This is a genomic window from Microcoleus sp. BROC3 (assembly GCF_036702515.1).
Taxonomy (GTDB): Bacteria; Cyanobacteriota; Cyanobacteriia; order Cyanobacteriales; family Microcoleaceae; genus Microcoleus.
On the sequence record NZ_JAUBTQ010000008.1, the window covers coordinates 65,578 to 91,096 of the forward strand.

Annotated in this window: 23 protein-coding genes, 1 tRNA gene and 1 pseudogene; 8 read left to right on the forward strand and 17 right to left on the reverse strand. The window is 44.8% G+C overall.

The features are described 5' to 3' along the window. Positions 1–125 precede the first annotated feature (125 nt). Positions 126–1,130, forward strand: coding sequence for an ion transporter (locus QUB30_RS07130; protein WP_333331123.1), 1,005 nt, complete (start codon positions 126–128; stop codon positions 1,128–1,130). Between the two features lie 97 nt (positions 1,131–1,227). Here the strand turns inward: QUB30_RS07130 and QUB30_RS07135 are convergent, their stop codons facing one another. The 9 genes and pseudogenes from QUB30_RS07135 to QUB30_RS07170 all read right to left on the reverse strand — a co-directional run bounded on the left by QUB30_RS07135 (position 1,228) and on the right by QUB30_RS07170 (position 9,959). Further along, a complete protein-coding gene (locus QUB30_RS07135; protein ID WP_333331127.1) occupies positions 1,228–1,962 on the reverse strand; it encodes an ABC transporter ATP-binding protein in 735 nt (244 codons plus the stop codon). A gap of 167 nt (positions 1,963–2,129) precedes the next feature. After that, positions 2,130–2,807, reverse strand: coding sequence for an energy-coupling factor transporter transmembrane protein EcfT (locus QUB30_RS07140; RefSeq protein ID WP_333331130.1), 678 nt, complete (start codon positions 2,805–2,807; stop codon positions 2,130–2,132). Continuing rightward, on the reverse strand, positions 2,800–3,729 hold the full coding sequence (locus tag QUB30_RS07145; RefSeq protein ID WP_333236281.1) for an energy-coupling factor ABC transporter permease: 930 nt from the start codon (positions 3,727–3,729) through the stop codon (positions 2,800–2,802). Before QUB30_RS07145 ends, QUB30_RS07140 begins: the two co-directional genes overlap by 8 nt. 480 nt (positions 3,730–4,209) lie before the next feature. Then, positions 4,210–4,416, reverse strand: coding sequence for a transposase (locus QUB30_RS07150; RefSeq protein ID WP_333331135.1), 207 nt, complete (start codon positions 4,414–4,416; stop codon positions 4,210–4,212). Beyond that, positions 4,413–4,760: pseudogene (locus QUB30_RS33780) on the reverse strand (transposase); the annotation flags it as partial. The pseudogene QUB30_RS33780 and the gene QUB30_RS07150, both read right to left, overlap by 4 nt. Positions 4,761–5,757: 997 nt before the next feature. Beyond that, complete coding sequence (locus QUB30_RS07155) at positions 5,758–5,985, reverse strand: type II toxin-antitoxin system HicA family toxin (RefSeq protein ID WP_333331138.1); 228 nt, start codon at positions 5,983–5,985, stop codon at positions 5,758–5,760. Further along, positions 5,978–6,190 (reverse strand): type II toxin-antitoxin system HicB family antitoxin, encoded by a 213-nt coding sequence (locus tag QUB30_RS07160; protein ID WP_333148509.1) that lies wholly within the window; start codon positions 6,188–6,190, stop codon positions 5,978–5,980. Before QUB30_RS07160 ends, QUB30_RS07155 begins: the two co-directional genes overlap by 8 nt. Before the next feature lie 258 nt (positions 6,191–6,448). Further along, on the reverse strand, positions 6,449–8,410 hold the full coding sequence (locus QUB30_RS07165) for a tetratricopeptide repeat protein (RefSeq protein WP_333331141.1): 1,962 nt from the start codon (positions 8,408–8,410) through the stop codon (positions 6,449–6,451). 97 nt (positions 8,411–8,507) lie between these two features. Next, on the reverse strand, positions 8,508–9,959 hold the full coding sequence (locus tag QUB30_RS07170) for a hypothetical protein (RefSeq protein ID WP_333331144.1): 1,452 nt from the start codon (positions 9,957–9,959) through the stop codon (positions 8,508–8,510). A gap of 217 nt (positions 9,960–10,176) precedes the next feature. Here QUB30_RS07170 and QUB30_RS07175 point away from each other — a divergent pair, with 217 nt between their 5' ends. From QUB30_RS07175 to QUB30_RS07185, 3 genes are all read left to right on the forward strand, one after another. Continuing rightward, positions 10,177–11,652, forward strand: coding sequence for an ATP-binding protein (locus QUB30_RS07175; RefSeq protein ID WP_333331147.1), 1,476 nt, complete (start codon positions 10,177–10,179; stop codon positions 11,650–11,652). Next, positions 11,649–12,434 carry an exodeoxyribonuclease III gene (xth, locus tag QUB30_RS07180; RefSeq protein WP_333331150.1) on the forward strand — a complete coding sequence of 262 codons (786 nt, stop codon included), beginning with the start codon at positions 11,649–11,651 and terminating at the stop codon, positions 12,432–12,434. Before QUB30_RS07175 ends, xth begins: the two co-directional genes overlap by 4 nt. Positions 12,435–12,605: 171 nt before the next feature. Next, complete coding sequence (locus QUB30_RS07185; RefSeq protein WP_333331153.1) at positions 12,606–13,481, forward strand: SDR family oxidoreductase; 876 nt, start codon at positions 12,606–12,608, stop codon at positions 13,479–13,481. Positions 13,482–13,528: 47 nt separating this feature from the next. Here QUB30_RS07185 and QUB30_RS07190 read toward each other — a convergent pair whose 3' ends face one another. Next, complete coding sequence (locus tag QUB30_RS07190) at positions 13,529–14,653, reverse strand: EAL domain-containing protein (protein WP_333331156.1); 1,125 nt, start codon at positions 14,651–14,653, stop codon at positions 13,529–13,531. A gap of 452 nt (positions 14,654–15,105) precedes the next feature. After that, positions 15,106–15,179, reverse strand: a tRNA-Pro gene (locus tag QUB30_RS07195). 91 nt (positions 15,180–15,270) lie between these two features. On the opposite strand from QUB30_RS07195, the gene lipA reads away from it, so the two are divergent. From lipA to QUB30_RS07215, 4 genes are all read left to right on the forward strand, one after another. Then, positions 15,271–16,146 carry a lipoyl synthase gene (gene lipA, locus QUB30_RS07200; RefSeq protein WP_333331399.1) on the forward strand — a complete coding sequence of 292 codons (876 nt, stop codon included), beginning with the start codon at positions 15,271–15,273 and terminating at the stop codon, positions 16,144–16,146. A 910-nt stretch (positions 16,147–17,056) separates the two neighbouring features. Next, positions 17,057–18,322: an RNA polymerase sigma factor SigC gene (sigC, locus tag QUB30_RS07205; protein WP_333331160.1), complete on the forward strand. Its 1,266-nt coding sequence runs from the start codon at positions 17,057–17,059 to the stop codon at positions 18,320–18,322. 369 nt (positions 18,323–18,691) lie between these two features. Continuing rightward, positions 18,692–19,219, forward strand: coding sequence for a transcriptional repressor (locus QUB30_RS07210; RefSeq protein WP_333331164.1), 528 nt, complete (start codon positions 18,692–18,694; stop codon positions 19,217–19,219). Further along, positions 19,206–19,568: a hypothetical protein gene (locus tag QUB30_RS07215; RefSeq protein WP_333331167.1), complete on the forward strand. Its 363-nt coding sequence runs from the start codon at positions 19,206–19,208 to the stop codon at positions 19,566–19,568. Before QUB30_RS07210 ends, QUB30_RS07215 begins: the two co-directional genes overlap by 14 nt. Here the strand turns inward: QUB30_RS07215 and QUB30_RS07220 are convergent. The 6 genes from QUB30_RS07220 to QUB30_RS07245 form a co-directional block, all read right to left on the reverse strand. Beyond that, complete coding sequence (locus QUB30_RS07220) at positions 19,540–20,979, reverse strand: peptidoglycan-binding protein (RefSeq protein WP_333331170.1); 1,440 nt, start codon at positions 20,977–20,979, stop codon at positions 19,540–19,542. The two genes, QUB30_RS07215 and QUB30_RS07220, sit on opposite strands and share 29 nt — an antisense overlap. A 634-nt stretch (positions 20,980–21,613) precedes the next feature. Next, entirely contained in the window at positions 21,614–21,790 is a 177-nt protein-coding gene (locus QUB30_RS07225; RefSeq protein WP_333331173.1) for a hypothetical protein, read from the reverse strand. 445 nt (positions 21,791–22,235) lie between these two features. Next, positions 22,236–22,697, reverse strand: a complete 462-nt coding sequence (locus QUB30_RS07230; RefSeq protein ID WP_333331176.1) for an SH3 domain-containing protein — start codon at positions 22,695–22,697, stop codon at positions 22,236–22,238. A 197-nt stretch (positions 22,698–22,894) separates the two neighbouring features. After that, positions 22,895–24,403, reverse strand: coding sequence for an AAA family ATPase (locus QUB30_RS07235; protein WP_333331179.1), 1,509 nt, complete (start codon positions 24,401–24,403; stop codon positions 22,895–22,897). A gap of 6 nt (positions 24,404–24,409) precedes the next feature. Next, positions 24,410–24,934, reverse strand: coding sequence for a YceD family protein (locus tag QUB30_RS07240; protein WP_333331182.1), 525 nt, complete (start codon positions 24,932–24,934; stop codon positions 24,410–24,412). Between the two features lie 107 nt (positions 24,935–25,041). After that, positions 25,042–25,515, reverse strand: a complete 474-nt coding sequence (locus QUB30_RS07245; protein WP_333331185.1) for a R3H domain-containing nucleic acid-binding protein — start codon at positions 25,513–25,515, stop codon at positions 25,042–25,044. Positions 25,516–25,519 lie beyond the last annotated feature (4 nt).

The window sequence follows — 25,519 nt, forward strand, 5'->3', positions numbered from 1 at the left end:
AACGATGCCTCTCTCAAAAAACCAGATTTTTAGCCGTAAGGCAAGTCTTGCTTATTGTTTAGAATATAATTGCTTATACTGTAGTAACGATAGAGCGTTAATTGCTAATTTTTAGGAAAAACTAGATGCGCAAACAAATCAAAACTCAAATCTATGAAATTTTAGAAAAATCCGAAATAGGCAATTTATACAGTTTAGCAGACGATATTTTTATAACTTGTTTAATTGTGATCAACGTCGCAGCTTTTATTGCTTCTACTTCGCCCACCTTGTCGCAAGAACAAAAGTTAATTTTGGAAAATATCGAAATTGTTTCATCCTTAGTATTTACAATAGAATATCTTTTGAGGCTGTGGGTTTGTACAGTCGATAGCAGATACAGCCACGCGCTTTGGGGAAGATTGAGATACGGTCTTACACCGCTAAGTCTGATCGATTTAATTTCAATCCTACCCTTTTACTCATTGCTGTTATTTCCTAATTTAAGCTTCGTTAATTTGATTCGCCTACTGCGCTTATTGCGGTTGCTAAAAATGAGCCGTTATTCAGAATCGCTCAGAACTCTGGGAGCAGTATTGTACGCTAAAAAAGAGGAGTTAATTGCCACTGCTTTTGCAGTTTTTATTCTGTTAATATTTGCCTCTAGCGTCATGTATTTTGTTGAAAACGAGGCGCATCCAGAAACTTTTGCGAGCATCCTCGATGCAATGTGGTGGGGAGTGGTGACATTAACTACTGTCGGTTACGGTGATATTTATCCAATCACTCCTTTAGGGAAATTTTTAGGCGCAATATTAGCATTTTTGGGAATCGGAATTTTTGCGTTACCTGCGGGGCTCATTGCTGCGGGTTTTTCCGAGGAAGTCCAAAGGAAAAAGCAGGAAAAAATGGCGGCAAATTTACAGCAATCTGCTAATTATCAATCGGTCAAAATGCTGGCGGAAATCGAGGTCGGGTTTCAACAAAACCAAAGTGCGATCGCGCTTCACATCGAAAGTTCGTCAGAATTGATGAAAATGTGTGTTCAAATGGCAAAACAGAAGTTAGGAAGTGATTTCCAAAATGAGCAAATTTTGCGCGATTTAGCTATTCATTTGTACAATGAAGCAGTCCGTAAATTCGAGCTTTAATTACAGATATACCTTGCCTGTGGTTGCCACCCCATCGTTACCATCGCTTGTAATTAGTAATGATTGCTTTATGTAATGAGTAAGGGTCAATAGTTAATTACCAATCTGGTGGCAAATTGTAATATTCGAGAGTTGATTTATCTGCCAGCAAATCTTTGGTTTTTCTGTCAATTTTAATCTCACCATCCGCCAAAACTAAAGCCCTTTGAGTTGTTTTCCCGATCCAATTCAAATTGTGGGACGCGATCAAAATTACCTCGATCGGCAATTGGGACAAAACCTTAGCCAAGTGACGCCGCCACGACGGATCGAGTCCGTTAGTCGGCTCATCTAAAATTAAAATTGCCGGCTGTAATGCTAAAATTGCGGCCAAGGCTGCTAACCTTCTTTGACCTCCCGAAAGTTCGTGGGCCGAACGGTTGGCAAATTCTACTAAACCGAATTCGTCTAATAGGGCTAAAGCTCGATCGCGCGCAACTCCCGGCGGCACTCCGTAATTCCGAGGCCCGAACATTACATCCTCTAAAATAGTCGGCATAAATAGCTGGTCGTTAGCGTCTTGAAAGCAAAATCCAATCTGCTTGCGCGCCTGCGATAAAGTCGCCTCTTCCAACTTTTTTCCCTGCACTCTAATCTCGCCTGATAGAGGCATTTTTAATCCGATCAAGTTTTCTAGCAAAGTGCTTTTACCAGCACCTGTCAGACCGAGTAGAGCAACTCTTTCTCCCGGGTGCAAAGAAAAAGAAATTCCCCGCAATACTGGCTTTTGCTCGGGATAGCCAAATACTAAGTCTTGCACTTCAATTGTTGGCGCGGATTTGAGATTAGTCATCCGATTTTAGATTTTAGATTTTAGATTTTAGATTGAATAATTTCTACTCGTTCCCAGGCAGACCCTGGTAACGCAGATTGGGAGGCTCTGCCTCCAATTTTCCTCCGCAAGCAGCGAGGCAGAGCCTCTGGACATCGGTTCCCAGGCTGTTCATGGGAACCAGTTAATTACCCATTCCCCATTACCCATTCCCAATTACCGTAAGAAGCTGTTGTTAATCCGACTACTATTAAAATTGTTATTGTCAGCCAGAGTCGCTCTTTTGGTGTGGATTTTGAGTCGGCGGGCAAACTTCCTTGATAGCCGCGAATTAGCATGGCTGCGTGTACTCTTTCTGCCCGATCGAGACTTCGCAAATAAAGCGCTCCGATCATGGAAGCACTGGCGTAACGCAGCCATCCTCCCGTACCGGACAAGCCCCGCAGTTGGGCAGATATTTTCATGCGGTTGACTTCGGCCAGCAGGATTTCTAAGTATTGTCCTGTTAAAAGTACAATCTCTTGCAAACCTGCTGGTAGGGGCAATCCTTTGAGGGCGATTCCGAAACTGTGGGGCGGCAAAGTTAGCAGAAAACTGTTCATGATCAGCAGGCAAATTAGGGAACGTAACAACAGAAAACTGGCGCGTTCCCAACCTTGGGGCAGCACTAATAAGGAGAGAAAAAGCAATTCTGCTCCCAACAGTTGCGCTAGGGTTCGCACCGGAGCCCTGAGCCAAAACGACCAAAAAAGTGCGATCGCCCCATAAACTCCCAGCCACAGCCAAGCGCCTGTCTTCAGAAAACCCATGCCAATCACAATTGTGAGAGACACTCGCAATCGAAAAGGTATGGAGAGTTTAGACATCTTTAGGTTTTACCACCAACTGAGCAATCCCAAAAGCCGCGCCGAAGCTGAAGGCAGACCCTAAAAGTCCAGCAATGCTAGTACCAATAGGCTGTTCTTCTAATCCTTTAACTGTGTAATCTGCTAAAGGAGTGGGATTTTCGATCGCCACAGCTTCTTTATCTTTAAAGCCGTATTTTTCGGCTACCGCTTCTAACCCGTCAGGCCAACTTGAAGCAAACAGTGAAAGCACCCCGGAAATTAATAAAACTCCGATTACTGGCACTACCCATTTCTGCAATTGTGGCTGTTGTCCCGGCAGTAAATCCGGCCGCACTTTGACGAGATAAGTTAAAACACCACCTGTAATTACCCCTTCGCCAATCCCAATTAAAATATGTACGCCTACCATTGCTGGCAATGCGATATTGAGCCCTACTGTTCCAGAAATTGCCAATTGGATCGCCACACAAATCGAAGCAGCCACGACGCTCAGACCGGCGGCGATACCCGCGGCTAGGGGCAAACGATTTCTGGAACCTCCCAAGAGTTGCTGCAACGGCTGCAACAGCCACCAGCCCACCCAAATGCCAACTAGCCCCATGTTAAAAATATTGGCTCCCAGGGCGGTGATGCCTCCGTCGGCAAACAAGACGCTCTGAATTATAAAAACGGTGCTCATTGCCAAAGTGGCTGCCCAAGGACTCCCCAAAACTACAGATGCCAGCGCCCCTCCCAACAAGTGTCCGCTGGTGCCGCCGGCTACGGGAAAGTTGATCATCTGGGCAGCAAACACGAAAGCTGTGGTTAAACCCATGATTGGGGCTTGCCGCAGTCCAAGACTGGCGCGGGTTCGATTTAGGGCAACTGCGATTGCTGCTGCACTTGCTATGCCGGTGGCAACTGCTACTGGCGGTGAAAGAAAACCATCAGGTATGTGCATCGATCTATCCCAAACGAGAAAACTTCCAACCTTTTAGTCAACTATTTTTTACAAAAATTTACCATCCCCTCTGGGGGTATTGGTGTCGGCTAGCGATCGGGGGATTGGCGGCGGGCGATCGCTTATTCGATATAGATTAGCGCCTCAGGGGGAGAATTTTGGGGAGGAGAAATTTTACATTAAATAATCCTGAAGAATTATTTTGATATTTTACCGACCACCTCCACATAGAAGCTTTTTGATAAAAATTATCAATATTTCTTTACAGATTCAACTGCAAAATTGTATTCACCGTCAAGCTAAAACAAGAATATTAAAACAATATAAAGAATAATCTGAAAATCCATCATTGGTTTTATTTTCAGCTCTTGAGAATAAATAGCATTAAGTTTTTGACAAGCACAGCAGTGAAATTAGCAGATAGCTAGTCAAAGCCAAAGTATTGCGTGTTCTGGCTCTTCCTTACTTAGTAAGCTAAATTTATAGGAAAATGTCAAAAAAGTAAAGCTCGCGTTCAAAATTGTTAAAATTCCTAAAACCAAGTCCACTACATCTTAAAAGTTTTAATTTGTTATTAATTCCCTCAAATATAGCAATTTTAAATAAGTTTATATGTATAAGTGTACTGATAATTTTTGGAAAAATTAAATTTGTGTTTGTTAGTAAAATTGTTAGTAAAACAATCAATAAAAATTGGAAATCTTAAAAGGATTACATAAATACCAGTATTTTATCAAAAAGTTTTTAGCGGGCACCCAAATATATTCAACGGGATTCTGTTGGGGAGCATTGGGAGCAAATAATACACAAGTAATTGACCAATCATCTGGTTGTCGATCGCGATTTGCTTCCGACAAAAAGTCTTTAAATGCTCCAAATCTACGAGAACTAGCTCCATCCCAAATCAACATTATTTTCCGATTTTTATATTTATCTTGTAAGTATTTGATAAATTTTACTGTTGATTCTCCATTGCCAGATGGATAACTTTGAATGTAGAATTCTTGGCTTTGATAATTCAATGCCCTAAATAAGTTTGTCTCCCTTTTTCATTAGCAATCGGAACCTCAATCCTTCGATCGGATCTCCCGCAAACGCAGCCATTTATATCGCCATGAAGCAGATGATATTCATCTAAAAAAAATACTATTATTTCCCTGAATTCTATACTAAGCCTGTGTTTGAACAAAATATGCTTGATTTTTTATCTCTTTTTTTTACCATCTATTTATCAAACTTTGGATGTTTTTTTTGAGTTATTTTTAGATTGATATTCGCTCTACTGAAAAGTTCATAATAGCTTTCTTTCGATTGATATACCACACCAAAATCTCGCTATACATAAGCTACTAACTCATCTAAATCCCAAGAATTTTGATTCTTGAGCCACTCGATTATTACAGCCTTTTGTAGCTCTGTTAAATACCCGCGCGACCCTTGATAACCCAATTTGATTCCTGAGATTCCTTGGCTTTTAAATACTTTTTCATTTATCTACAAAAAATTAAGTACACCTAAGATTTTGCTAATTTTGTGGTATGGTTTACCTTCAAGTGCCATCCTGACCGCTATCGATCGTTTGAGCTCTATTGCATCTCGAACGCTCTTAATTAAAGACTATAATTTAGCTATTTCGTTTGACCAATTTTTGAATTCACGTTCTAAGTTATTCATTTTTTTATTGTCACGTTCGATTCTTGTATATAATTGTATCATACTCGCGATCTTGAAAATAATTTAGGATTGCTATATACGCTCCGGCTGAGGGTTATAAAGTTGTGTTTTCTAGTCAGAGTTATGATGAGGCGCAGTATTGGCTTTTAGAGGATGAGTATGAACCCGTAGAAGGGCGGCTGAGAGTGTCGGAGTTAGTTTGAATAATTCATGTAGGGGCGATTCCCTACGGGATAGCTGCGCTTCACGCGCTTTTTGACAATTGGGGACGTAAGGGCGATCGCTATTTCATTACGATCGCGATCGACCCCTACAAGCTACAAAAACTCATCTACGAAACCCGGTTATTCTCACTTATAAATTAGCTATAAACTCATCAGGAGTGACCTTTGCTTGCTTTAGAACACCGCTGAGAGTACCAATTTTTAACTCGCGGTGGAGTGGCACAACGCAAACAATTTCTCCGTCGGGAAGAGGCTTTTTAAGGACAACGTGGCTACCCGTTTGTCTGGCTTGATAAAAGTCTAAACGCTCTAATACGCGAATTACTTCTAGGCTTGATATTCTGGGCAAGCTAGGCATAGCTAACCTCTATGCTAGTTACAAACCTGGGAGTGATTTCGTCGGGTAAAGGACACTCTTCGAGATAGAGCCTTGTAGCTTCTTTGAGATTGGCGATCGCTTGTTCTATGGTTTCGCCTTGGTCAATTGTGCCGACTTCTGGACATTCGGCAATGTACATATCTTCTTCTTTGTAAATGATGACTGTGAAGCTTTTAGTTTTCATTATATTTTTGCTTTCAGCATCAGAGGTTGCTTAGTTTCTATTTCCTAGTTTATCTTGGATGTAATTTTTTTGCAAGTACAGGGGAAGAGGCGCGATCGCGCTTTGGGACAAGTTGGGATTTAAGGGCGATCGCGCTTTTTGACAATTTGGGATGTAAGGGCGATCGCAATTTTGTAGTAACTAGGATATCAGCAGCTAGGCTTTGGGCTTAATCTCTGGGGATTTAAAACTTAATTGGTAATATGGATAAAATCAGGGCTATTCAGTTTTAATTCTGTTGCTTATTAGCGTGTAGTTGTTCTGATAATCGGCAAGCTTTTGTTTAGCTTGAGCTTCCACAAATGTACCTTTAGGAATAGCATTTAATAAGTTTATCGCCTGCTGCAATTTTGATTGAGCATTCTGCCAGACTTCTTTAGGATGAGGTGGATTATTCACCAGGACGGCAGCTTCCCATGCTAGTTTTTGCGCGGATTCTAAATTAGTAGCTGCTTTCTGTTCAGTGACAATTCTATTAGTAATCGCCTGATAGTTAGTTCGATAAACAGTTAGCTTTTCTTGAGCTTGAGTTGCAACAGGCGAACTGTCTGGAATTGCCTCTAACAATTTGATTGATTCCTGCCACTTCCCTTGTACTTGCTGCCAATTTTCTAGTGGATGAGGTGGATTTTGAGTCATAACGGCAGCTTCCATTGCTAGTTTTTGAGCTGCTGCTAAATTTGTTGCTGTTGGGTCTGGCTGAGGAGCCGGTGTTAAGGTGGGTGAATCTTCAGAATTTGGTTTTTGCTCCCCAATACTTAGAGGAATTCCAGAATTTGCTATTGTCTGCTGAACCTGTGAAATTTGAAAGTCCGTTTTCCAGCCTACAAAACCCAGAACTCCTAGAGTCAGTGTGGATAGTATCAGTATCCATCTAGTAGGGCTGCTGCTTTGCTCTTTATTCCTTTCTGTTCTTTGCCCCTGTTGATTGTGCCTTAAATTTTGTTGATTCTGTCTACTTAGTTCTGTTTGGTTCCGACGCCTTTGCTCTACCTCCTTTCTTTTTTGTTTATTTTCCTGTTTGCGCCGATATTCTGCCTCTTTTTGGCGACGTTTCTCTTCTGCCTCTCGGCGACGACGTTCTTCTTTTAGTTCATTTTCAAGGGTTCGGATTTCTTTTTCAAGAGCTTGGACTCCTTCTAGCAGCAATTGCTGTCTAAAAAGGCTTATAGATTTTTGAAAATCCGCAATAGCTTCCTGCTTGTATCCATTTTTTTTGTAGGCATTGCCCCGACTCACGTAGGCATAAGCACAATTGGGATCGATTTTTATGACTTTGGAATAGTCTGCTGCTGCTTCATTGTAACTAGCTCGTGCAAAGTGTACATTGCCTCGCCTCAAATAGATATCTGCATTATTGGGAGCACTTGTGAGGACTTGAGTATAGTCTGCAATTGCGCCATCATAATTGCCCTGATCTGCTAAAATATGACCTCGGTTCTGGTAAGCATTAATATAGTTAGGATCGAGCAGAATGGTTTGGGTATAGTCTGCGATTGCTTGTAGACGCTCGTCTGTATCTGAGTGGAGACAACCGCGCAAAAAGTAGGCATCGACATATTGAGGATTAATTTTTATAACCTGGGTCAAATCTGTAATAGCTTTCTGAGAGTTTTTTACTTCAATATAAGCTTGACTCCGCTCAAAGTAGATATCTGCATTGTCAGGAACGAGCTGGATAGTTTGGGTAAAATCTGCGATCGCTCTGTGATAGTTTCTTGTCTCCACATAGGTAAGAGCTCGCAAGTAGTAGGCATTAGCATATTGAGGATTAATTTCAATGGCTTCTGTAAAATCTGCAATAGCTTCCTGATAATCTCCCTTTTGTAGTTTCTCAACCCCTTGGTTCAAGATTTCTTCCGCATTCTTGAAAAAGTTAATAACTCCTTTAATGCCACCTGTAATTCCTTGGGCTACATTACCAACTATATAACCCGTACCTGTGGCTGCGATTACAGCTACAGATAAAGCACCTTTTGCTGCACCTTTGACTGCTGCCTCCCCTCCAGCACCCGCAAGTGCTCCAGCAGCTAAAGCTAGAGGAATTGCTATCGGCCCAGTCGCTCCAACAAACCCTACTGTTGCAACTGCTCCTACAACAGCTCCAACTTTATTTTTTCCAGTAAAGTCATTGAACAAACACTCGCCAGCAACTTCAATAACAATTTCTTCCGGGTTCATTTGGCACTCTTCCTTCTAATTGGTTTGAACATCAATATTTTTTTATTTTTTCGGATGAAGGTGAAATTTCCAATTTTTCCAAGTTCATAATGGTTAATCACTCCATGTCTGATGGCATTAAAATATTTTCTATTTGATCAGAATAGCTAGAGGCTTTCGCCCAAATTGTACTGACCACTATATCAAAATTTCCATAAACACTCCTACCTTTTAGCTCAGTAAATTCAGTTTTTATAATTTGCTCTAAGTCTTGATTAAAAACCTTCTGATTTACTCTCCGTTGAAAGCACTCATGAGATAGTTCATAATATAACATATTTTTACTTATAAGCTGGCTTAGGTATGGGCAAACATTATAATCCTTAGATTTTTCAAACTTTTGAGTTGCTAATTTAGCGGGAGCTATTACACCTGATAAATCCATATAGTTGACACCTACGCTTACTCTAGCATCAACTTTTCTGAATTCATCTAAGACTGTATGAGCCAGATTAGTTGTTAATAATTTAGCTTGGGATTCAGCCTCCTCTATCAATATTCTTTTTTGTTCTTCCTGCTTTAACCTTTCCTGTTCAGCTTCTTCAGCCCTTTGTAAAGCTTCTAGCTCTCGCTTAGCAGCAGCAGCTTTCCCACTGGGAGTATTTTGATATTTTACATAAGCAATACTTGCTGCAATAGCTATAATAACTGCCAAGGTGGGATTCACAAAAAGCATGAAGAATGCTATTACACTCAGGATTATAAATGCAACATTCCATTGATTGTCTGATAATAGTTCTGTTGAGGTTTCATTAAGAATTTGTATTGAGGATTGCTCCTGGCTTGTTTCTGCATACGAATTATTAGCAGAAAGCGGATTTGTAGTATTCACTCCTAGATTATGGGAGGATTGACTTGCTCGTGCCACCAACTCAAACTCTCGATTCCAAGCCGGAAAATCCTCACCCGCCTGCTGCCCGTAAACCTTCACAGAAGCGATCGCGCCCGCCTTCAAATTCGTCAACTCCCTGCGGACAATCCTGATAGAAACCTCCTCATCAGGAACCACATCCGACTCCAGCATCACTTGCAAACAACCGTCTTGCAAACTCGCAGTCGCCGTAATTCCCTTATTTTGCAACGGAAGATTTAACAAAGATGCGATCGCCTCCACATCCCCAAGCTTAGCCCGTTCCTTCAAGCTAAGTTGATTAGACTCCGTATTATCACTAGAAGTTGTCCCCCCGTCTGTAACATTTGCAACAGGCAAATTTGATCCCGCCACTTCAAACTCTTGACTCCACGCCGGCACCTTCGCGCCCGTCTGTCGCCCGTAAACCTTGATTTTCTCAATCGATGCAGCCCCCAAGCCAGCGATCGACTTACTCACCCACGCGGCCAATACTTGCTGACTAGGCGCTTCTGCCGATTCCAGCATCACCTGTAAACAACCATCCTTAAGGGAAGCTGCGGCGGTGATGCCCTTGGCTTGTAGCTGGCGGTTCAGCAGAAGCGCGATCGCCTTTGCATCTCCCTGTTTCGCGAGTTCCAAAATATTCGGTTGTGTCATAACAGGTAGATACAACTAGCGCTGAGGATAACCTTTTGTTGTCTTAAGTATAAATTCTTTCCTAAATACCAAAGCTTGTCAAGCCATATAAAGTCATATTTAGTAGTTGTTTTCATCCCAACTAGGTCATAAAAAGTCACATTTAGTTGGTTGCTATTGAATAAAGTCATATTTAGTTGGGTTACAATCAGGTCAACCCCTTGCATCTGCCTGACTGATGGACGTTGAAGAAGCCTTAGAATTTGTTGACCATCTAGCTTTGACTACTACGGGAAAACATTTAGATAGTCTGCAAAAAGCTATATTACGTGGCGCTTGGGACAATCAGAAATATAAAGAAATTGCACAGCATCACAACCGTTCAGAGAAATACGTTAAAGAGGTTGGCTTTAAATTATGGAAACTTTTATCAATTGCATTAGGCGAGGAACAAGTATCTAAAGCAAATTTTAGAGCAAAGCTGGAAAATTTACGAGTTGGCAATATCTCTCTTTTTGGCAATGGCTGCATCCATATTGGTAACATCTCTGCGGATAGTTCCCAATCCTCAAAAAAATTACAATCTGAACCGCAAGAAAAGAAGAAATTTAACGAAAAAACAAGCAATTCCGAACCGAAAGTACATTTAGATTTAGCTGATGCACCAGAACCCAACCTATTCTATAACCGCACATCCGAACTCACCACCCTCGAAAACTGGATTTTGGGCCGCACCCGCCTCATCACCATCCTAGGCTTATCCGGTATTGGCAAAACCGCCCTTACACTCCAACTAATCTCACAAATTCAACACGAATTCGACTACATCATCTGGCGAAGTCTCCGCAACTCTCCACCGCTGGCATCACTCCAAACCGACTTAATTAAATTCCTCTCCCAGCAGCAAGAAACTAACCCCCCCAACCCCCCCTTATCAAGGGGGGGCGAAGAGATTCAACCTCTTTCTCCCAGGCGCGGCGAAGAGATTCAACCTCTTTCTCCCCCCCTTAGCAAGGGGGGGTTGGGGGGGGTAATCAACTATTTACGATCGCACCGCTGTCTCATCATCCTCGATGATCTCCAAACCATCTTCAGCAGCGGACAACTCGCAGGAAATTACCAACCAGGCTATGAAAATTACGGCACATTCTTTAAACAAATAGCAGAATCATCCCACAACAGTTGCTTAATCCTCCTGAGTTGGGAAAAACCCAGAGAAATCGCCGCTTTAGAAGGGGAAAACCGCCCCTGCAAATCTCTGCAACTCAACGGTTTAGGCCCCGAAGCACAAGAAATATTTAGAGAAAAAGGTTTAGCAGAACCAGAGAAATGGTCAGAACTAATCGACCTTTACCGAGGCAATCCCCTGTGGTTAAATATAATTGCAACTTTGATTCAAGATTTATTCGGCGGTAGCGTTTCCGAATTTCTATCCTATGATACCCTATTCTTAGGTGACTTAGAATCTCTCCTGCACCAGCAGTGCGATCGCCTAACCGCATCCGAACAACAAGTTATCTCTTGGCTAGCAAGTACCCCCGAACCAGCAGACATCTCAAAAATACCAGAAAACCTGCAATTATCACGGGCAGAACTATTAAATGTCATGCAATCTTTAGGACGACGGTCATTAGTTGAAACAGTACAACAAAATGGGCGATCGCACTTTACGATCGTGCCAGTAATCAGAGAGTATATAACCAACAAAAAATGAAAATCGCCACCTGGAACGTCAACTCAATCCGCACCCGCCTAGAACACGTTACTAGCTGGCTGCAAACAAACTCCCCAGACGTTCTTTGCCTGCAAGAAACCAAAGTTACAGACAAAGACTTTCCCCTAGAACCCTTCACCAACCTCGGCTACAACTGCTACATTTCCGGTCAAAAATCCTACAACGGCGTTGCCATCTTTAGTCGATCGCCCATGTCGGAAATCAGCAGCGGATTTGCCCCCCTTCTCGGCGACGAAACCACAGGTATTTTTGACGAACAAAAACGCCTCATAGCCGGAATTAGCGACAATATTTGCATTATTTGCGTATACGTTCCCAACGGTTCCGAAGTTGGCAGCGAGAAATATGAGTACAAACTAAAGTGGCTCAAACTGCTGCAAGAATACCTCAAAATAGCACTAGATAAATTCCCCAACTTGTGCATTTGCGGCGACTTTAACATCGTCCCGGACGATCGAGATATCCACAATCCCAAAGCCAATGCTAACTCCGTCGGCTTGTCTGTCGCCGAGCGGCTCGCACTCACAGAAATCATAGAATTAGGATTAAACGACCCCTTTCGCAAATTCACCTCAGAAGGCGGCCATTATAGCTGGTGGGACTACCGCGCCGCCGCATTTCCCCGCAACAACGGCTGGAGAATCGACCACCATTATCTCAGCCCTCCCCTGTACGAACAAGCAAAAAACTGTACAATAGACATTGCTCCCAGAAAATTAATTAAACCCAGCGACCACGCCCCCGTAATTGTCGAAATTTGATTTATAAGTTATAAGGTTAATAACAATTGATATCTTGCACCATTCTCAACAATTCTTTTATTGGCGGGCAGGATGCTCACCCCACAATAAAATTCACTCTTTGTGGTACAGGCATCTTGCCTGTTCTTGAGAAAGGTGCCATATGTAAGTAACAACCAACAACTAAAAATCATGTTCTTAGTAACCGGAGCAACAGGCGCACTAGGCCGCCGAATTGTACGAGAAATCAGACAGCAAGAGAAGCCTGTCCGGGCATTCGTTCGCCTCGCATCTCGCTACTCAGAACTAGAAAACCGAGGCGCCGAGATTTTTATCGGCGACTTAAAACAAGACAAAGATATTAAAAAAGCCTGCCAAGGAGTGCAATACATCATCAGCACCCACGGCACCGGCGGCGACGTTCAAGCAGTACACTACCGCGCTAACATAGAATTGATCGACTGCGCCAAAGAAGCCGGAGTGCAGCACTTTGTCTTTGTTTCGGTACTCGGAGTCGATCGGGGATACGAAGATTCCGCAGTATTCAAAGCCAAGCGAGAAGTTGAAAAATACCTGCAAAACAGCGGATTGAATTATACAATCTTGCGGCCTGCCGGTTTTGCTTCCAGCTTGTTACCGCTAGCAGAAAGATTTCGAGAAACCGGACTTTACTTGCTAATTGGCGACGGCAAAAACCGCACCTCCGTTGTCAGTACCGACGACTTAGCAAAGATTGCCGTAGACTCGCCAACTGTTGCAGGCGCGCGCAACCAAATTTTACCAGTCGGCGGCCCCGATGTTCTGACCAGAGACGACATAGCCCGCATTTTCGGACGCTTGTTCAATCGCGAACCTGTGGTAATTAACCCGCCACTGCTTTTGTTTGACGGCTTGCGAAATGCCGTGGGTTTGTTGAATCCTCAAGCTCAAAAAAGCTTGGGAACTTTGCGGGTATTGCTGGGTAACGAGTTTTTCTGCACTCCCGAAGAAGTGCAAAACTTGGAATCAATCTACGGCATGAGAATGGAATCCTTAGAAAGCTTTTTGCGGCGCAACTTAAGCGTTTAAAAGACTCGTTTGCAGTTGCGATTTATCGCAACGCAACTGCAAACATTTTAAGCAGACATGGGCACTGCTTCAACACCACCAATATAGCTCGTAACTGCGATCGGCGGAGAATTCGGCTTAGCAATCAAATAACCTTGAACAAAAGTTGCTCCCCGTTCCCGCACCCACTCAAACTCTTCCAAAGTTTCCACACCTTCAGCAACAGTTTTAATTTCTAATTGAGCGGCAATTTCTAACATCTTTTCCGTAATTAGTGCCTTATAATAATCTTGATGGACATTGCGAATCAATTGCATATCTAACTTAATAAAATCTGGACGCAGTTGGTGCATCAAATTTAAATTAGAAGAACCGCTGCCAAAATCGTCTAGGGCAATTAAAAATCCCGCTTCTCGGTAAAACCTCAGAATCTTAATCAAGTGATCGAGATCTGGAGGGTGCTGAGATTCGGCTACCTCAAAAACAATATTGCTGTGGGGAATTCCAGCTTCATCAATCGCCCGCACCGTCATTCGCAGGCACGTAGCGGGATCGTAAACTGAAGTAGGAGAAAAGTTAATAAAAAGTAGTTCTTTGATATCGTAAACATGGGCTTCGCGGATAGCCCGAGTCCGGGCCAGAGCATCTAGTTGAAAAATTATGCCTGCTGATTCTGCTTGGGCAAAAATCCGACCCGGATAAATTAAGTTGCCCTGCTCGTCAATTCCTCGGAGCAGCGCTTCGTGGGCAAAAATTTTAGAAGTATCTGAGGTGTAAACAATAGGCTGAAAATGCGTAGTAATGCGTTCTTCGTACAATAAATCTAACAGCCAATCAGACTTGCTGAAATTAATAAAACTGTCTAAGGAAGTGCTGCGATAAAAATCGCTAAATTTAGGCTGTTCAACTTCGCGCATCCACAATACTTTTGTCTCTTTCAACTCTTGAGTTGTCAGCACCGATGATGCTAGGGCGCTAAAATTTTCTTTCGCTATTCCCTCAAGGACAACGTACAAACACTTGCTCTCTTCTAAAAGCCGGAATTCAAGTTTAGCCTTCGTCAGTGCAGAAATAACCTTGTTCAGCGTGTGCGATACTGGAAACCACAGGTATAGACCTCCTCTGCCCTCTATTTTTTGGGGTACTGTTTCGCAGCCAGAGCAGGAGCCGAAGGCTTTGCCACTTCTTTGCATTTGAATATCCTCCGGTTTGTGAGTTAATAAGTTTAGAACTACTAGGAAATATTTTGTATTATAAGCTCATTCAGCTATTAATACATATATCTCAAGATGTAAATCTTAAGGAACTTGTATTTAAGAATTATTATTGGAGTATTTATACGTCCCTCTGGTTTCAAACGTGGCAAAATTGAGCCGCATTGACCAAGTAGGTGTCATTAAATACCATCCCAAATCCTTACAGAGGGAGAAGGCAAAGACTTGTTCTATACTATCTACTGCTGCGTTGATTTTTTAGGTTTTATTCTCTAATTGCTGTTTCAAAAATAGCAGCTACAGTTTATTTTTATTTACAGAGGAATTAACAGGACGACGGCCTCGACAAATGTCAGCCGCACTACAAATATACACAGCAGATCGCCCCAAACAAACTCAGTTCCTGCAGAATATCCAATTTAATTTGAAAATCGGGATGACAGGATTTGAACCTGCGACCCCCTCGTCCCGAACGAGGTGCGCTACCAAGCTGCGCTACATCCCGAATTTAGTCAATATCTCCTTAGGATATCACATTCAAATCAAAATTGAGCAAGCTCGTATATTATAATTTGTAAAACACTACTCAGGCGGAGATAGGCGTGACAGTTAAGCCCCAGTGGTTGCGAGTTAAAGCCCCCCAGTGGGAGCGCGTCGGCAACGTCAAAGAAATTTTGCGGGATTTAGCCCTCAATACGGTTTGCGAGGAGGCGTCGTGTCCGAACATCGGCGAATGCTTCAACGCAGGTACTGCGACATTTTTGATTATGGGCCCGGCTTGTACCCGCGCCTGTCCTTACTGCGACATCGATTTTGAGAAAAAGCCCCAACCTTTAGATCCGACGGAACCCAAAAGATTGGCGCAAGCGGTGCAGCGGCTCAAACTCAACCACGTCGTGATTACCTCTGTCAACCGGGACGATTTGCCGGATGGAGGCGCGTCTCAGTTTGTCGAGTGCATTCAAGCGGTGCGATCGTCGATGCCCGATACAACTATAGAAGTTTTGATTCCCGACTTGTGCGGCAACTGGCAAGCTTTAGAAATCATTCTCGCAGCGCGCCCAGAGGTACTCAACCACAATACCGAAACAGTAAAGCGACTTTACCGCAAGGTGCGGCCGCAAGGAAAGTACGATCGCACCCTCGAACTGTTGCAGCGAAGCCGCTTCCTCGCACCTGGGGTTTACACCAAATCCGGCATCATGGTGGGACTGGGGGAAACAGACGCCGAAATTCGGGAGGCGATGCAGGACTTGCGGGCTGTCGGCTGCGATATTTTAACAGTTGGACAGTACCTACAACCGACTCAAAAGCACTTGAACGTAGAAAACTTTGTGCCTCCAGAACAGTTTGATGCTTGGAGAAAGTTTGGCGAATCTTTAGGATTCTTGCAAGTTGTCGCTTCTCCCTTAACTCGCAGTTCCTATCACGCCGAACAGGTGAGGGAACTGATGAAACTTTACCCGCGCTAGCAATTTTAATTTGAGTTGACTCGCGCCCGTTAGCGAAGCCCTCGAAGAGGATCGCACCATTCTCACTAAAACCCGCTCAACCCGGTAACAGTGAGGAAAAACCTGCGGTTTCTATGGAGGCCCAGTGCAAAAACCCGGTTTCCGATCTTGGTGATCTAGGAGGATCTCGCCGGGAAGCAGCAGCCAACAGCAAAACAATTATCGGTCGATCGCCCCATCAAAGTCGCGACTTACGCAAAAGACATCCAGAAACCGGGTTTCTTCCTCAAACTTCTAGGTTTGAATCCAGAAGTTTTGTCGAGCAACCCGGTTTTTGCGTAAGTTGCTAACTCGGTACTGCCGACTGTACAAACTCTGAATGTCATATTTTGTAAGGGATTGAACTTCCGCGCTCACTGCGTTATCTTTAATCAAGAGCGCCGATTTATATAACGTTTTATTACAAAAATCGCCACAAACTCTGAATATCATATTTTTTCAGGGATTAAACATCCGCACTCACTGCGATATCTTTAATCAAGAGCGCCAAGTTATATAAAGTTTTATTAAAAAAATCGCTAATTTTCAAAAGTGATCGGGAACCAGCTTATCGGTGATGAAGATTAACTTAACTTCTGACGAACGTCACTTGTTTCTAGCGAGTCACTATCTATACTAGCTACATAAACAAAGAAGTACAACACACTTTCCGGGCCCTCAACCTGTTACATCAGAAAGTTCTTAGCATTTTCCAGAATCTTGGTAAAACAAGTGGGGCAGCAAAAGTTCGATCGAACAACAGCAGAAAAGTCAGGAAAGTTAGTAAAGAAACACAAAGCGGTGATGCTTCGTCTTAACAAACTGGGCATCATAATTATAAATAACCGCTAAGCGTAGCATCTTTTCACCCGGAGCAACTGAGAAAATCACTATGCCAGCCACCTCTTTTTACGCTGAAGCTGAATTCGACGAACAACTGCGAGTCAATCCCTTGCAAGATGATGTGTTGGATGAAGATGCTGAAGAAGTTGGAGACGAACTGCTCGACCAAGACCCAGCAGAGACAGAGGATGCAGACCCAGCAGCAAAATTGCAAAAAAATGCCAGCCGCCGCACTACAGATTTAGTGCGCCTGTACCTCCAAGAAATAGGTCGGGTTCGTCTGTTAGGTCGAGACGAAGAAGTCTCCGAAGCTCAAAAAGTTCAGCGCTATATCAAATTGCTCGAATTGCGCAAAACCACCGCTTCCCAGGAAGAAGGGCTGATACAGCGCTTCGTGCATTTAATTGAGGTGCGCGATCACTTGGCAGCACAGTTGGGACACAAACCTTCCCTGGAACGCTGGGCATTAACCGCCGGCGTCGGCGACGTGCCAGAACTCAAGCGAATTATGTCCGAAGGCAAGCGCCAGTGGGCAGAGTTAGCCGAGATGACGGTCGAGACGATCGAAAGAATTCAAGCTGAAGGCGTCGAAGCGAAAGACCACATGATTAAGGCGAACCTGCGCCTGGTGGTTTCGGTGGCGAAAAAATATCAAAATCGCGGTTTAGAATTGCTCGACTTAATACAAGAAGGTACTCTCGGACTGGAGCGAGCTGTAGAAAAGTTTGACCCGACGCGGGGCTATCGGTTTAGCACCTATGCCTACTGGTGGATTCGGCAGGGAATTACGCGGGCTATCGCCACTCAAAGCCGCACCATTCGCCTCCCCGTCCACATCACCGAAAAACTTAACAAAATCAAAAAAGCCCAGCGCAAAATTTCTCAAGAAAAAGGTCGGACAGCTACGATCGAAGATATCGCTGTCGAGTTGGACATGACCGCACCCCAAGTCCGAGAAGTTTTGCTGCGAGTCCCCCGCTCTGTTTCTCTGGAAACTAAAGTAGGCAACGAAAAAGATACAGAGTTGGGCGACTTGCTCGAAACCGACAGCATCTCCCCAGAAGAAATGCTGATGCGAGAAGCTCTGCACCGCGACTTGCAGCAACTGCTGGCAGATTTGACCAGCCGCGAGCGAGATGTAATTTTGATGCGCTTTGGTTTGGGCGACGGGCACCCCTACTCGCTGGCCGAAATTGGTCGCGCTCTCGACTTGTCCCGCGAGCGAGTCCGCCAAATAGAAGCCAAAGCCTTGCAAAAACTCCGCCAACCCAAGCGCCGCAACCGCGTGCGCGACTATTTGGAGTCTCTGACTTAAATTGGCCCGCGGGCCGGATCGATCGCACAGCGAGGCATTCGGCACTTGTGCAGAAGGCAGGAGGCATACGGCAGAAGTAACACTATTTACTTCTACATAACTTCTCTGTCCTCTGCCACAAGGCATAAAACTGCTTAAAAGTTAGTCAATTTTAGATTTTAGATTTACTCCACAGATGAATCTGGGAGCTTGAATTTTGGTCTGCTCGCCACTGCCGTCGGAAAGCAAGTATGGGTTTTTGGGCGGGGTCAAAAAATATCAAAAACCAAATTTTTTCTTCAACCTTTTTTCAATAAGCTCCGATATTTGCAAAATATCTCGATCGTTGTGTATGATTGTCAATAGGCAGACTTTCTTGAGAGGGTCACTATGGCACTTTACACCGCGTCCTCATTCAAATCCGAACTCAATGACAAAGGCTGGCGGATGACTCCCCAACGGGAAACCATCTTGCACGTTTTTCAGAACCTCCCCAAAGGCAATCACCTGAGTGCCGAGGATTTGTACACTTTGTTAAAAAATCGCGGAGAAAACATTAGCTTGTCCACCATTTACCGAACTTTAAAGTTAATGGCAAGGATGAGCCTGCTACGCGAACTCGAACTAGCAGAAGGTCACAAACACTATGAAATAAACCAGCCTTACCCGCATCACCACCACCACCTAGTCTGCGTTCAGTGCAACAGAACGATCGAATTTAACAACGATTCGATTTTAAAAATTGGCCTGAAGCAAGCTGAAAAGTCTGGGTTGCACCTGCTAGACTGCCAGCTAACCATTCATACGGTGTGCCACGAAGCTTTGCGGATGGGATGGCCGTCTTTGGTTTCCAGCAATTGGTCTTGTCCGAGGTCGATCGCCCAGCACGGCAGCAGCGCCCAGGATGCAATCGAGTGAATATACACTATTTTCGGATTTCAAGTACAGGTTGTTACCATTTTTAACAAAACTCTTAGGCGCAAGTGCGATTCGCCGTTACGCCGAAACCGGGTTTCTTCAGGAACATACATCATTTCAAGAATCAGTCGGAAACCAGAAACCCGATTTCTTTGATGCAGCAGCGTCCGCAAGTCCGCTGCTAAAAAGTTTGGTTCAACAAATCGTCGCTGCTGACCCCGTAACTGCGCCCTCGCTCGATCGAGGGCGTCTCTGGTCTAAGCATCAAAAACTCAGCCGATGGGGTCTTTGTAAAAGCCCAGGTCTTGCAGTCGCCTTTGTCATTGCTGAATGCTCGATCGAGAGTTGAAAGTGCTGCTAATTGGAACAGCACGAACAGCTACCCGCCCAGCTAATCGGTTTTGGATCGCAGCCAAAGTCGCCGGAGTGGCAATACCCGTCGCCGGTGACAAATTGCGTTCCTGCTGAAACGACAGAACCGCAAACTCGGTCTCGGCTCCAAATACTCCGTTCACCGGGCCGGGATTTTTGCCCACACTTCTGAGCGCAGACTGAAGCTGTCGGACAGCAGGCCCAGTATCGCCCCGTCGCAGACCAGCGGCGATTTGCGGCACAGGCGCTGCGGCCTGCCTGTTGCCTTGCCGCAAAGCCGATCGAGTGCTGCGATCGACCCTTCCAGTCCCGAACAGCCCGCTATCCCTCTGAAAGCGGATCAAAGCTGCCTGAGTTGGTCGATCGAACCAACCGTGAATCTGGCTCCTGTAATAACCCAATTCTTGCAGCCGCCGCTGCACAAATTCTACTTGTCGGCCTCTATCGCCCAACTCCAGAAAATCTTCGGCATTACTTTGTGGGTCATCTTCCTCAGTCCAGGAGGTAATTTCAGCTTGCCTCATCTGGAAATCGATAGCAGTCAAAGTAGCCGTGTCAGCGCAGCCGTCAGAAACCAAATTGTAATCTTGCTGAAAACGAGTCACAGCGTAGAGAGTGCGTTCGCGAAACTTGCCGTCAATGTTGCCTTCAAAATAGCCCAAAGCTTTTAACTGCCGCTGGATCAAGTCTACAGTCGCCCCTCTGTCCCCGAACCGCAGCCCCTTGCAACCGCCATTTCCCGAAATATCCCCCGGAAGGGTAACGGGGGGAACCGGCCGGGTGGAACCAAACAGCAAAGCTAAAGTTTGCCTGTCGGCAACTCCAGTGACCCGCAGTCGATTAATTCGCTGGAAGTATCTAACCGCATTTTGAGTAAGTTCGCGAAAACTCCCTGTGGGATGCGCGCTGAAGTAGCCTAGCTGCTTCAACCTGCGCTGGAGAGCCGAAACATCTGCACCCGCGTCTCCAAAACCCAATTCCCGATAATTGGTATAAATAGTTTTAAAAGGTCGATCGTCATCCCCGGCAAAACTGTTGAGTGCGATCACAGTAGCTCGATCGGGCCTGCCAGTCAGGGACAGTTGATAGTCTCGCTGAAAGTTAGTCAGAGCTTGTTTAGTAACCGGCCCGAGTTGACCGGTGGAATATCTGGGAAAATAGCCGAGATCCCGCAACCTGTCTTGAACCGCTCGCACATTGGGATAAACCGGATCTATTTGAGCAAAAGCCGCACCGGCTGCACTCAAAACCGACAGCATCAAAGCCAGAGACAGCAAACGGAGATAAGTCTGACTGGATAGGTTTTGCCACTTGGACTCATCAAAAATTTTCGACTCTGCGGGTGCTTCGCAAACAAGAGCCAGTTCTAGGTAGGCGAGGGATTCCATAACTTTTTACTGTGAAATTGTGGGTGGGGTGTAAGAGCAAACTCAAGCTGAGCTTTGGGTTGCTAAGGATTTATTAAGGCTAAGTTTTACCTGTTTGCGCGAAGCACCCGTTTTTGAAAAAATTTACCTTCAACAATAATTACAGGTAACAACTAAGATAGCATCGCAGTTTACAGAGACGCGAGTGTTAGGAAAAAAGTTTGCAGGCATAGTCTTAGCCTTTGAGGTCAAAAGACGATAAGTTCTGGGGTAGTGCTGGCTAATATTTTATCTGGCTGCCTCTGAAATTACCACAAGACTTGCGCCCAGGCTGTCATCACTTTAATTTGTTGTCTGGGAAAGAGTCTGAAGTCAGAGCTTTTGTGTTAAGAAACGCGGTTTCTTAATGTTGCGAGTGCGTCTAGGAAAGTAACACCGATCTAAAAACCAGCAAATAAGAATCCCCACCCTTGCGAGTTGCAAACAAGGTGGGGATTTTGTGATAATTTGACTTTGTATTAAAAATAGTCCTGGACGCATAAATACCAAACAAACCGGGTTTTTACCAGTTTTCAAGGTCGGGATGCAGTATTTTCGCAATAAAAACCCGGTTTCTGACCACCCGTGCGTCCAGGACTAAAAAATCGACGATCGCTTAAATTAAGCCGAACCGATCGCAAATTACAGCTACTCCCGCTGCAAAAATAGTAATTCCGATGGCTACCAGCGGGTTTTGCCCTCTGCTCACCGCAAAAGAGGTAACGACCCCAGCTCCCAAAGCCGCAGTAACAGCAGCAGTCGCCAAATCTCGATCGGGACGTTTGTCGTACATATTTTTTATTGTTGCTAGCTGAAGAGCTGAAAACTTACATCTTGTCATCCAAGCTACCACTCTTGCCTCTGCTGAGGTGACAACAGCCTGCGTTTTGCAACTAACCTTAAAATTTTGCTAATTTTCTTAACATACTCTCATTAATAATATAAGTTAATATGATGTATTTTCGAGTTTTTCTGTGGAGTTTTAGCTCTTGAAACCTTTTTTCCGCTGAGCTTTTATGTCAAATTCAAGATTTTGCAGGGGCGATCGCACCCGCAGTCTATGCGCCTCACACAGCAATCCTAAATAGCGCAAATAAATTTAACTTGACTTTTTTCGGTAAATGTGTATTTTACCATTTGAAACAAGAGATAGAAAAAAACCCGAGCTTGGTGAACAACCGCAGACTGCGATTGTTTCCCTACCCTCACAATCAGATGAGTATATTTTTGTCTAACTTTTATTCGTCCTCAACTTTTTCAGTATTGCCACCTTTAACCCAACCTTCGCGATTGCCATCTTCAACTCGAATTCGCTGCCACTCTTTGTCGGGCGACTCTTCCAAAACCACAACTTTTTCTTTGTAACCAACACCGCCAATGCGGTTCGAGTCTCGGCTACCAGTATCCCGGAGAATTAAGCCGATCGGCTGAGTCACCATCGCTCGGTAAGCTCCCGGTTCCAGCGGTTTCGGAGACGGGGCATCGCTAGATGTAGAAACAGCGCTAGCCTGGACTGTTGACTTCGGCGCAGTGCCTGCAACCTGAGCTGGTGTTTTGTCGTTAGAAAAAACAGGTTTTTCGGGCGCAGTAGTTAGCTTAGCGGCAAAGTAAAGTGCAGCGGCCACGCTAGCACCTGCCATCAGGACGATCGCTAGCAGAAAACCCACTAAAAATTTGAAAACGCTATATACACTGTTCATAAAACCGCAAATGAAGGAAGAAGGAAGTTCGGCAACGGATTCTGTAACGGATGTAACGGATAGAAGGCAGAAGGCAGGAGGCAGAAGGCAGAAGGTTGAGTGTTGAGTGTTGAGTGTTGACTGCTGAATGTTGAGTAAAATCTGGTAACTGCCAACTGACAACTGGCTACTAACTACTGACTACTGACTTCAAAAGCTTACCCCTGAATCCGGCGGCTCAAACTGCCGTATCTAGAAGCAAGGCGAGCTTTCCCCGCAGCGGCCCAATCTTGGAGAAACTGGATTTGTTCTTGAGCCGTTCTGGCTAAGGGCACCATCTGACTAGCTGATTCTAAAATATCATCTGTGGTAAAGTCTCGATTTTGGCTAAATCCAATGTGCATGGCTTCAATCAAAGTTTGCTCGATTTCTGCCCCTGAAAAATCGGGAGTTTCGTAAGCCAAGCGCTCTACATCGTAATTTTTGATGCTGTGCGATCGCAACCGCAATAAATGTACCTCAAAAATCGCCCGCCGTTCCTCCTGGCTCGGCAAACCCACAAAAAATATTTCGTCAAACCTGCCTTTTCTCAGCATTTCTGGCGGCAAAGACTGGATGTTGTTGGCTGTTGCTACCACAAACACCGGCGAAGTTTTTTCGGCCAACCAAGTAATAAAAGTCCCGAACACCCGGCTGGTTGTCCCGGAATCGCCTTTACCGTCCAATCCCGCAAAAGCTTTGTCAATCTCGTCAATCCACAGCACGCAGGGGGCCAAAGCTTCCGCTAGCTGAATCATTTGCCTGGTGCGCGATTCCGATTCTCCGACTAATCCGGCAAACAAGCGCCCGACATCCAACCGCAGCAAAGGCAAATGCCAGTGGTGGGCGATCGCCTTTGCAGTTAAGGATTTTCCGGTTCCTTGAATTCCGACTAACAACAAACCTCTGGGATGTGGCAAACCGTATTGGCGCGCTCGATCGGAAAAAGCACCGCCGCGCCGCAGCAGCCATTCTTTGAGATTGTCCAAACCGCCGATATCGGAGATATTTTCGCGGGCTGGGTAAAAATCCAGAATTTGAGTTTGGCGAATTGTTTGGCGCTTTTCTTCTAAAATCAATTCCGCGTCGTCGGGATGGAGTTCGCCTCTGGTGGCGATCGCCTTTGCCAAAACTCGGCGAATTCGTTCGATCGACAACCCTTGACAGCAGCGCACCATTTCGTCCAGCAAACGCCCTTCAATGGCTTGTCCGGTAGCCCCTAACAGCCTTTCCACCTCAATTTTGATTTCCGCCGCCGCAGGCAGGGGAAACTCCAAAACAGTCATCACTTCGCTGAGGTCTTCCGGGATCGAAATTATCGGAGATACGATGACAATATTTTTGGGCACAGATTTTAGGACTCTTGCCAAATTGCGCAGCTTGCGGGAAATCGAGACATCTTCTAAAAACCGCTGAAAGTCGCGCAGAATAAAAATTGCGGGTGCGGAGGCGGGCAATTTTTCGAGAAATTCCAAAGCTTGCAGGGGGTTGCGCTTGCCAAAACCGGCATCGTTGGGATTGCCTTGGTAGCCGTCAACAAAATCCCAGATGTAGACAGCGCGAGAACCCTGTTTTTTCGCGCATTGGGCGATCGCCACTTCTACGCGCTCTTCTTCCCGTGTGGGAATGTAAATTAGGGGGTAGCGCGATCGCAGCAGCAGTTCAAACTCGTCGCTAAAAATACTCATTAGTTATTAGTCAACCGACGAAGGCAATTGCCGTTTAAGTGCTGCCAGAGAGGCCCAGCGAATGTCCGATGAAGCTTCTGAGCTTTCTGCCTCTTCTGCATCATTTAAACTTATTCCCGGACATTGAGCATCGCATAGCTGTTTGTGCGGCAGTTCCAAACACATTTGCTCGTACACCCAATCGCCCGGAGAGAAATAGCCGCCAGGCGACAAATTTTCCACCAAATCTTCTAAAGCCACTTCTATTTCTGCTGAACTTGAATCTGTCTGATTTGCTGTTTCTTCGAGCCAGATTAGTTCAGATGAGTTGAGTGCCAAACGGTGATTGTATTGTTTCAAGCATCTGTGGCAGGTGAGAGTAACAATTGTTTCTGCTTTCGCCTTCACCTCAAGATAATTCCCTTGGTGAGTCACTTGCAGTCGCCCCCGCACCGGAGTAAGAGTTTCTAAATCAGGGATAAATTCTTCAAAATCTATGACCTCTTTTCGCTCAGTTTTTGTGAGGAGATGAGGGATATAAATTGTCTCCATAATAATCTCTCGCCGTTTTATTATGTTTGTCTCAACGCACAAGTCAAAAGTCAAAAGGAATAGCTAATTTTTCGCTTTTTCCTTTTTCCTTTTTTCTCTTTTTATTGTCAGCGCAGCCGCACTACCAAACGCCGGTCGGGTTCTTGTCCTTGACTGTAAGTTTCTATATCCTCACATTCGCTCAAAAAGCTGTGGACTTGACGGCGTTCTGCCGAAGACAGCGATTTTAGTTCAAATTCGACTCCCGTCGATCTCGCTTGATCTGCTGCGTACTCTGCCATCGAGCGCAATTCCTCTTGACGGCGGATGCGATAGCCATTGAGTTCAACTGTATAAGGAATTGACTCCTCTACTTCCTGACCTATATTCTGAACCGTGTTGCAGAGGTACTGAATGGCATCTATTACATTACCGTTTGTCCCGACTAAGATTGCAACTTGTTCTCGAGTCAGATTGCTTTCATCTATTGTCATCCAGTAGCAATCTTCTTGTTGTTCGCATACCACTTTTGAAGGAATTGCGGACAGTTTTAGCAATTCTTCTAACCATTGCTGTCCGCGCTGCATTTGAGAATCTTTCATTGTT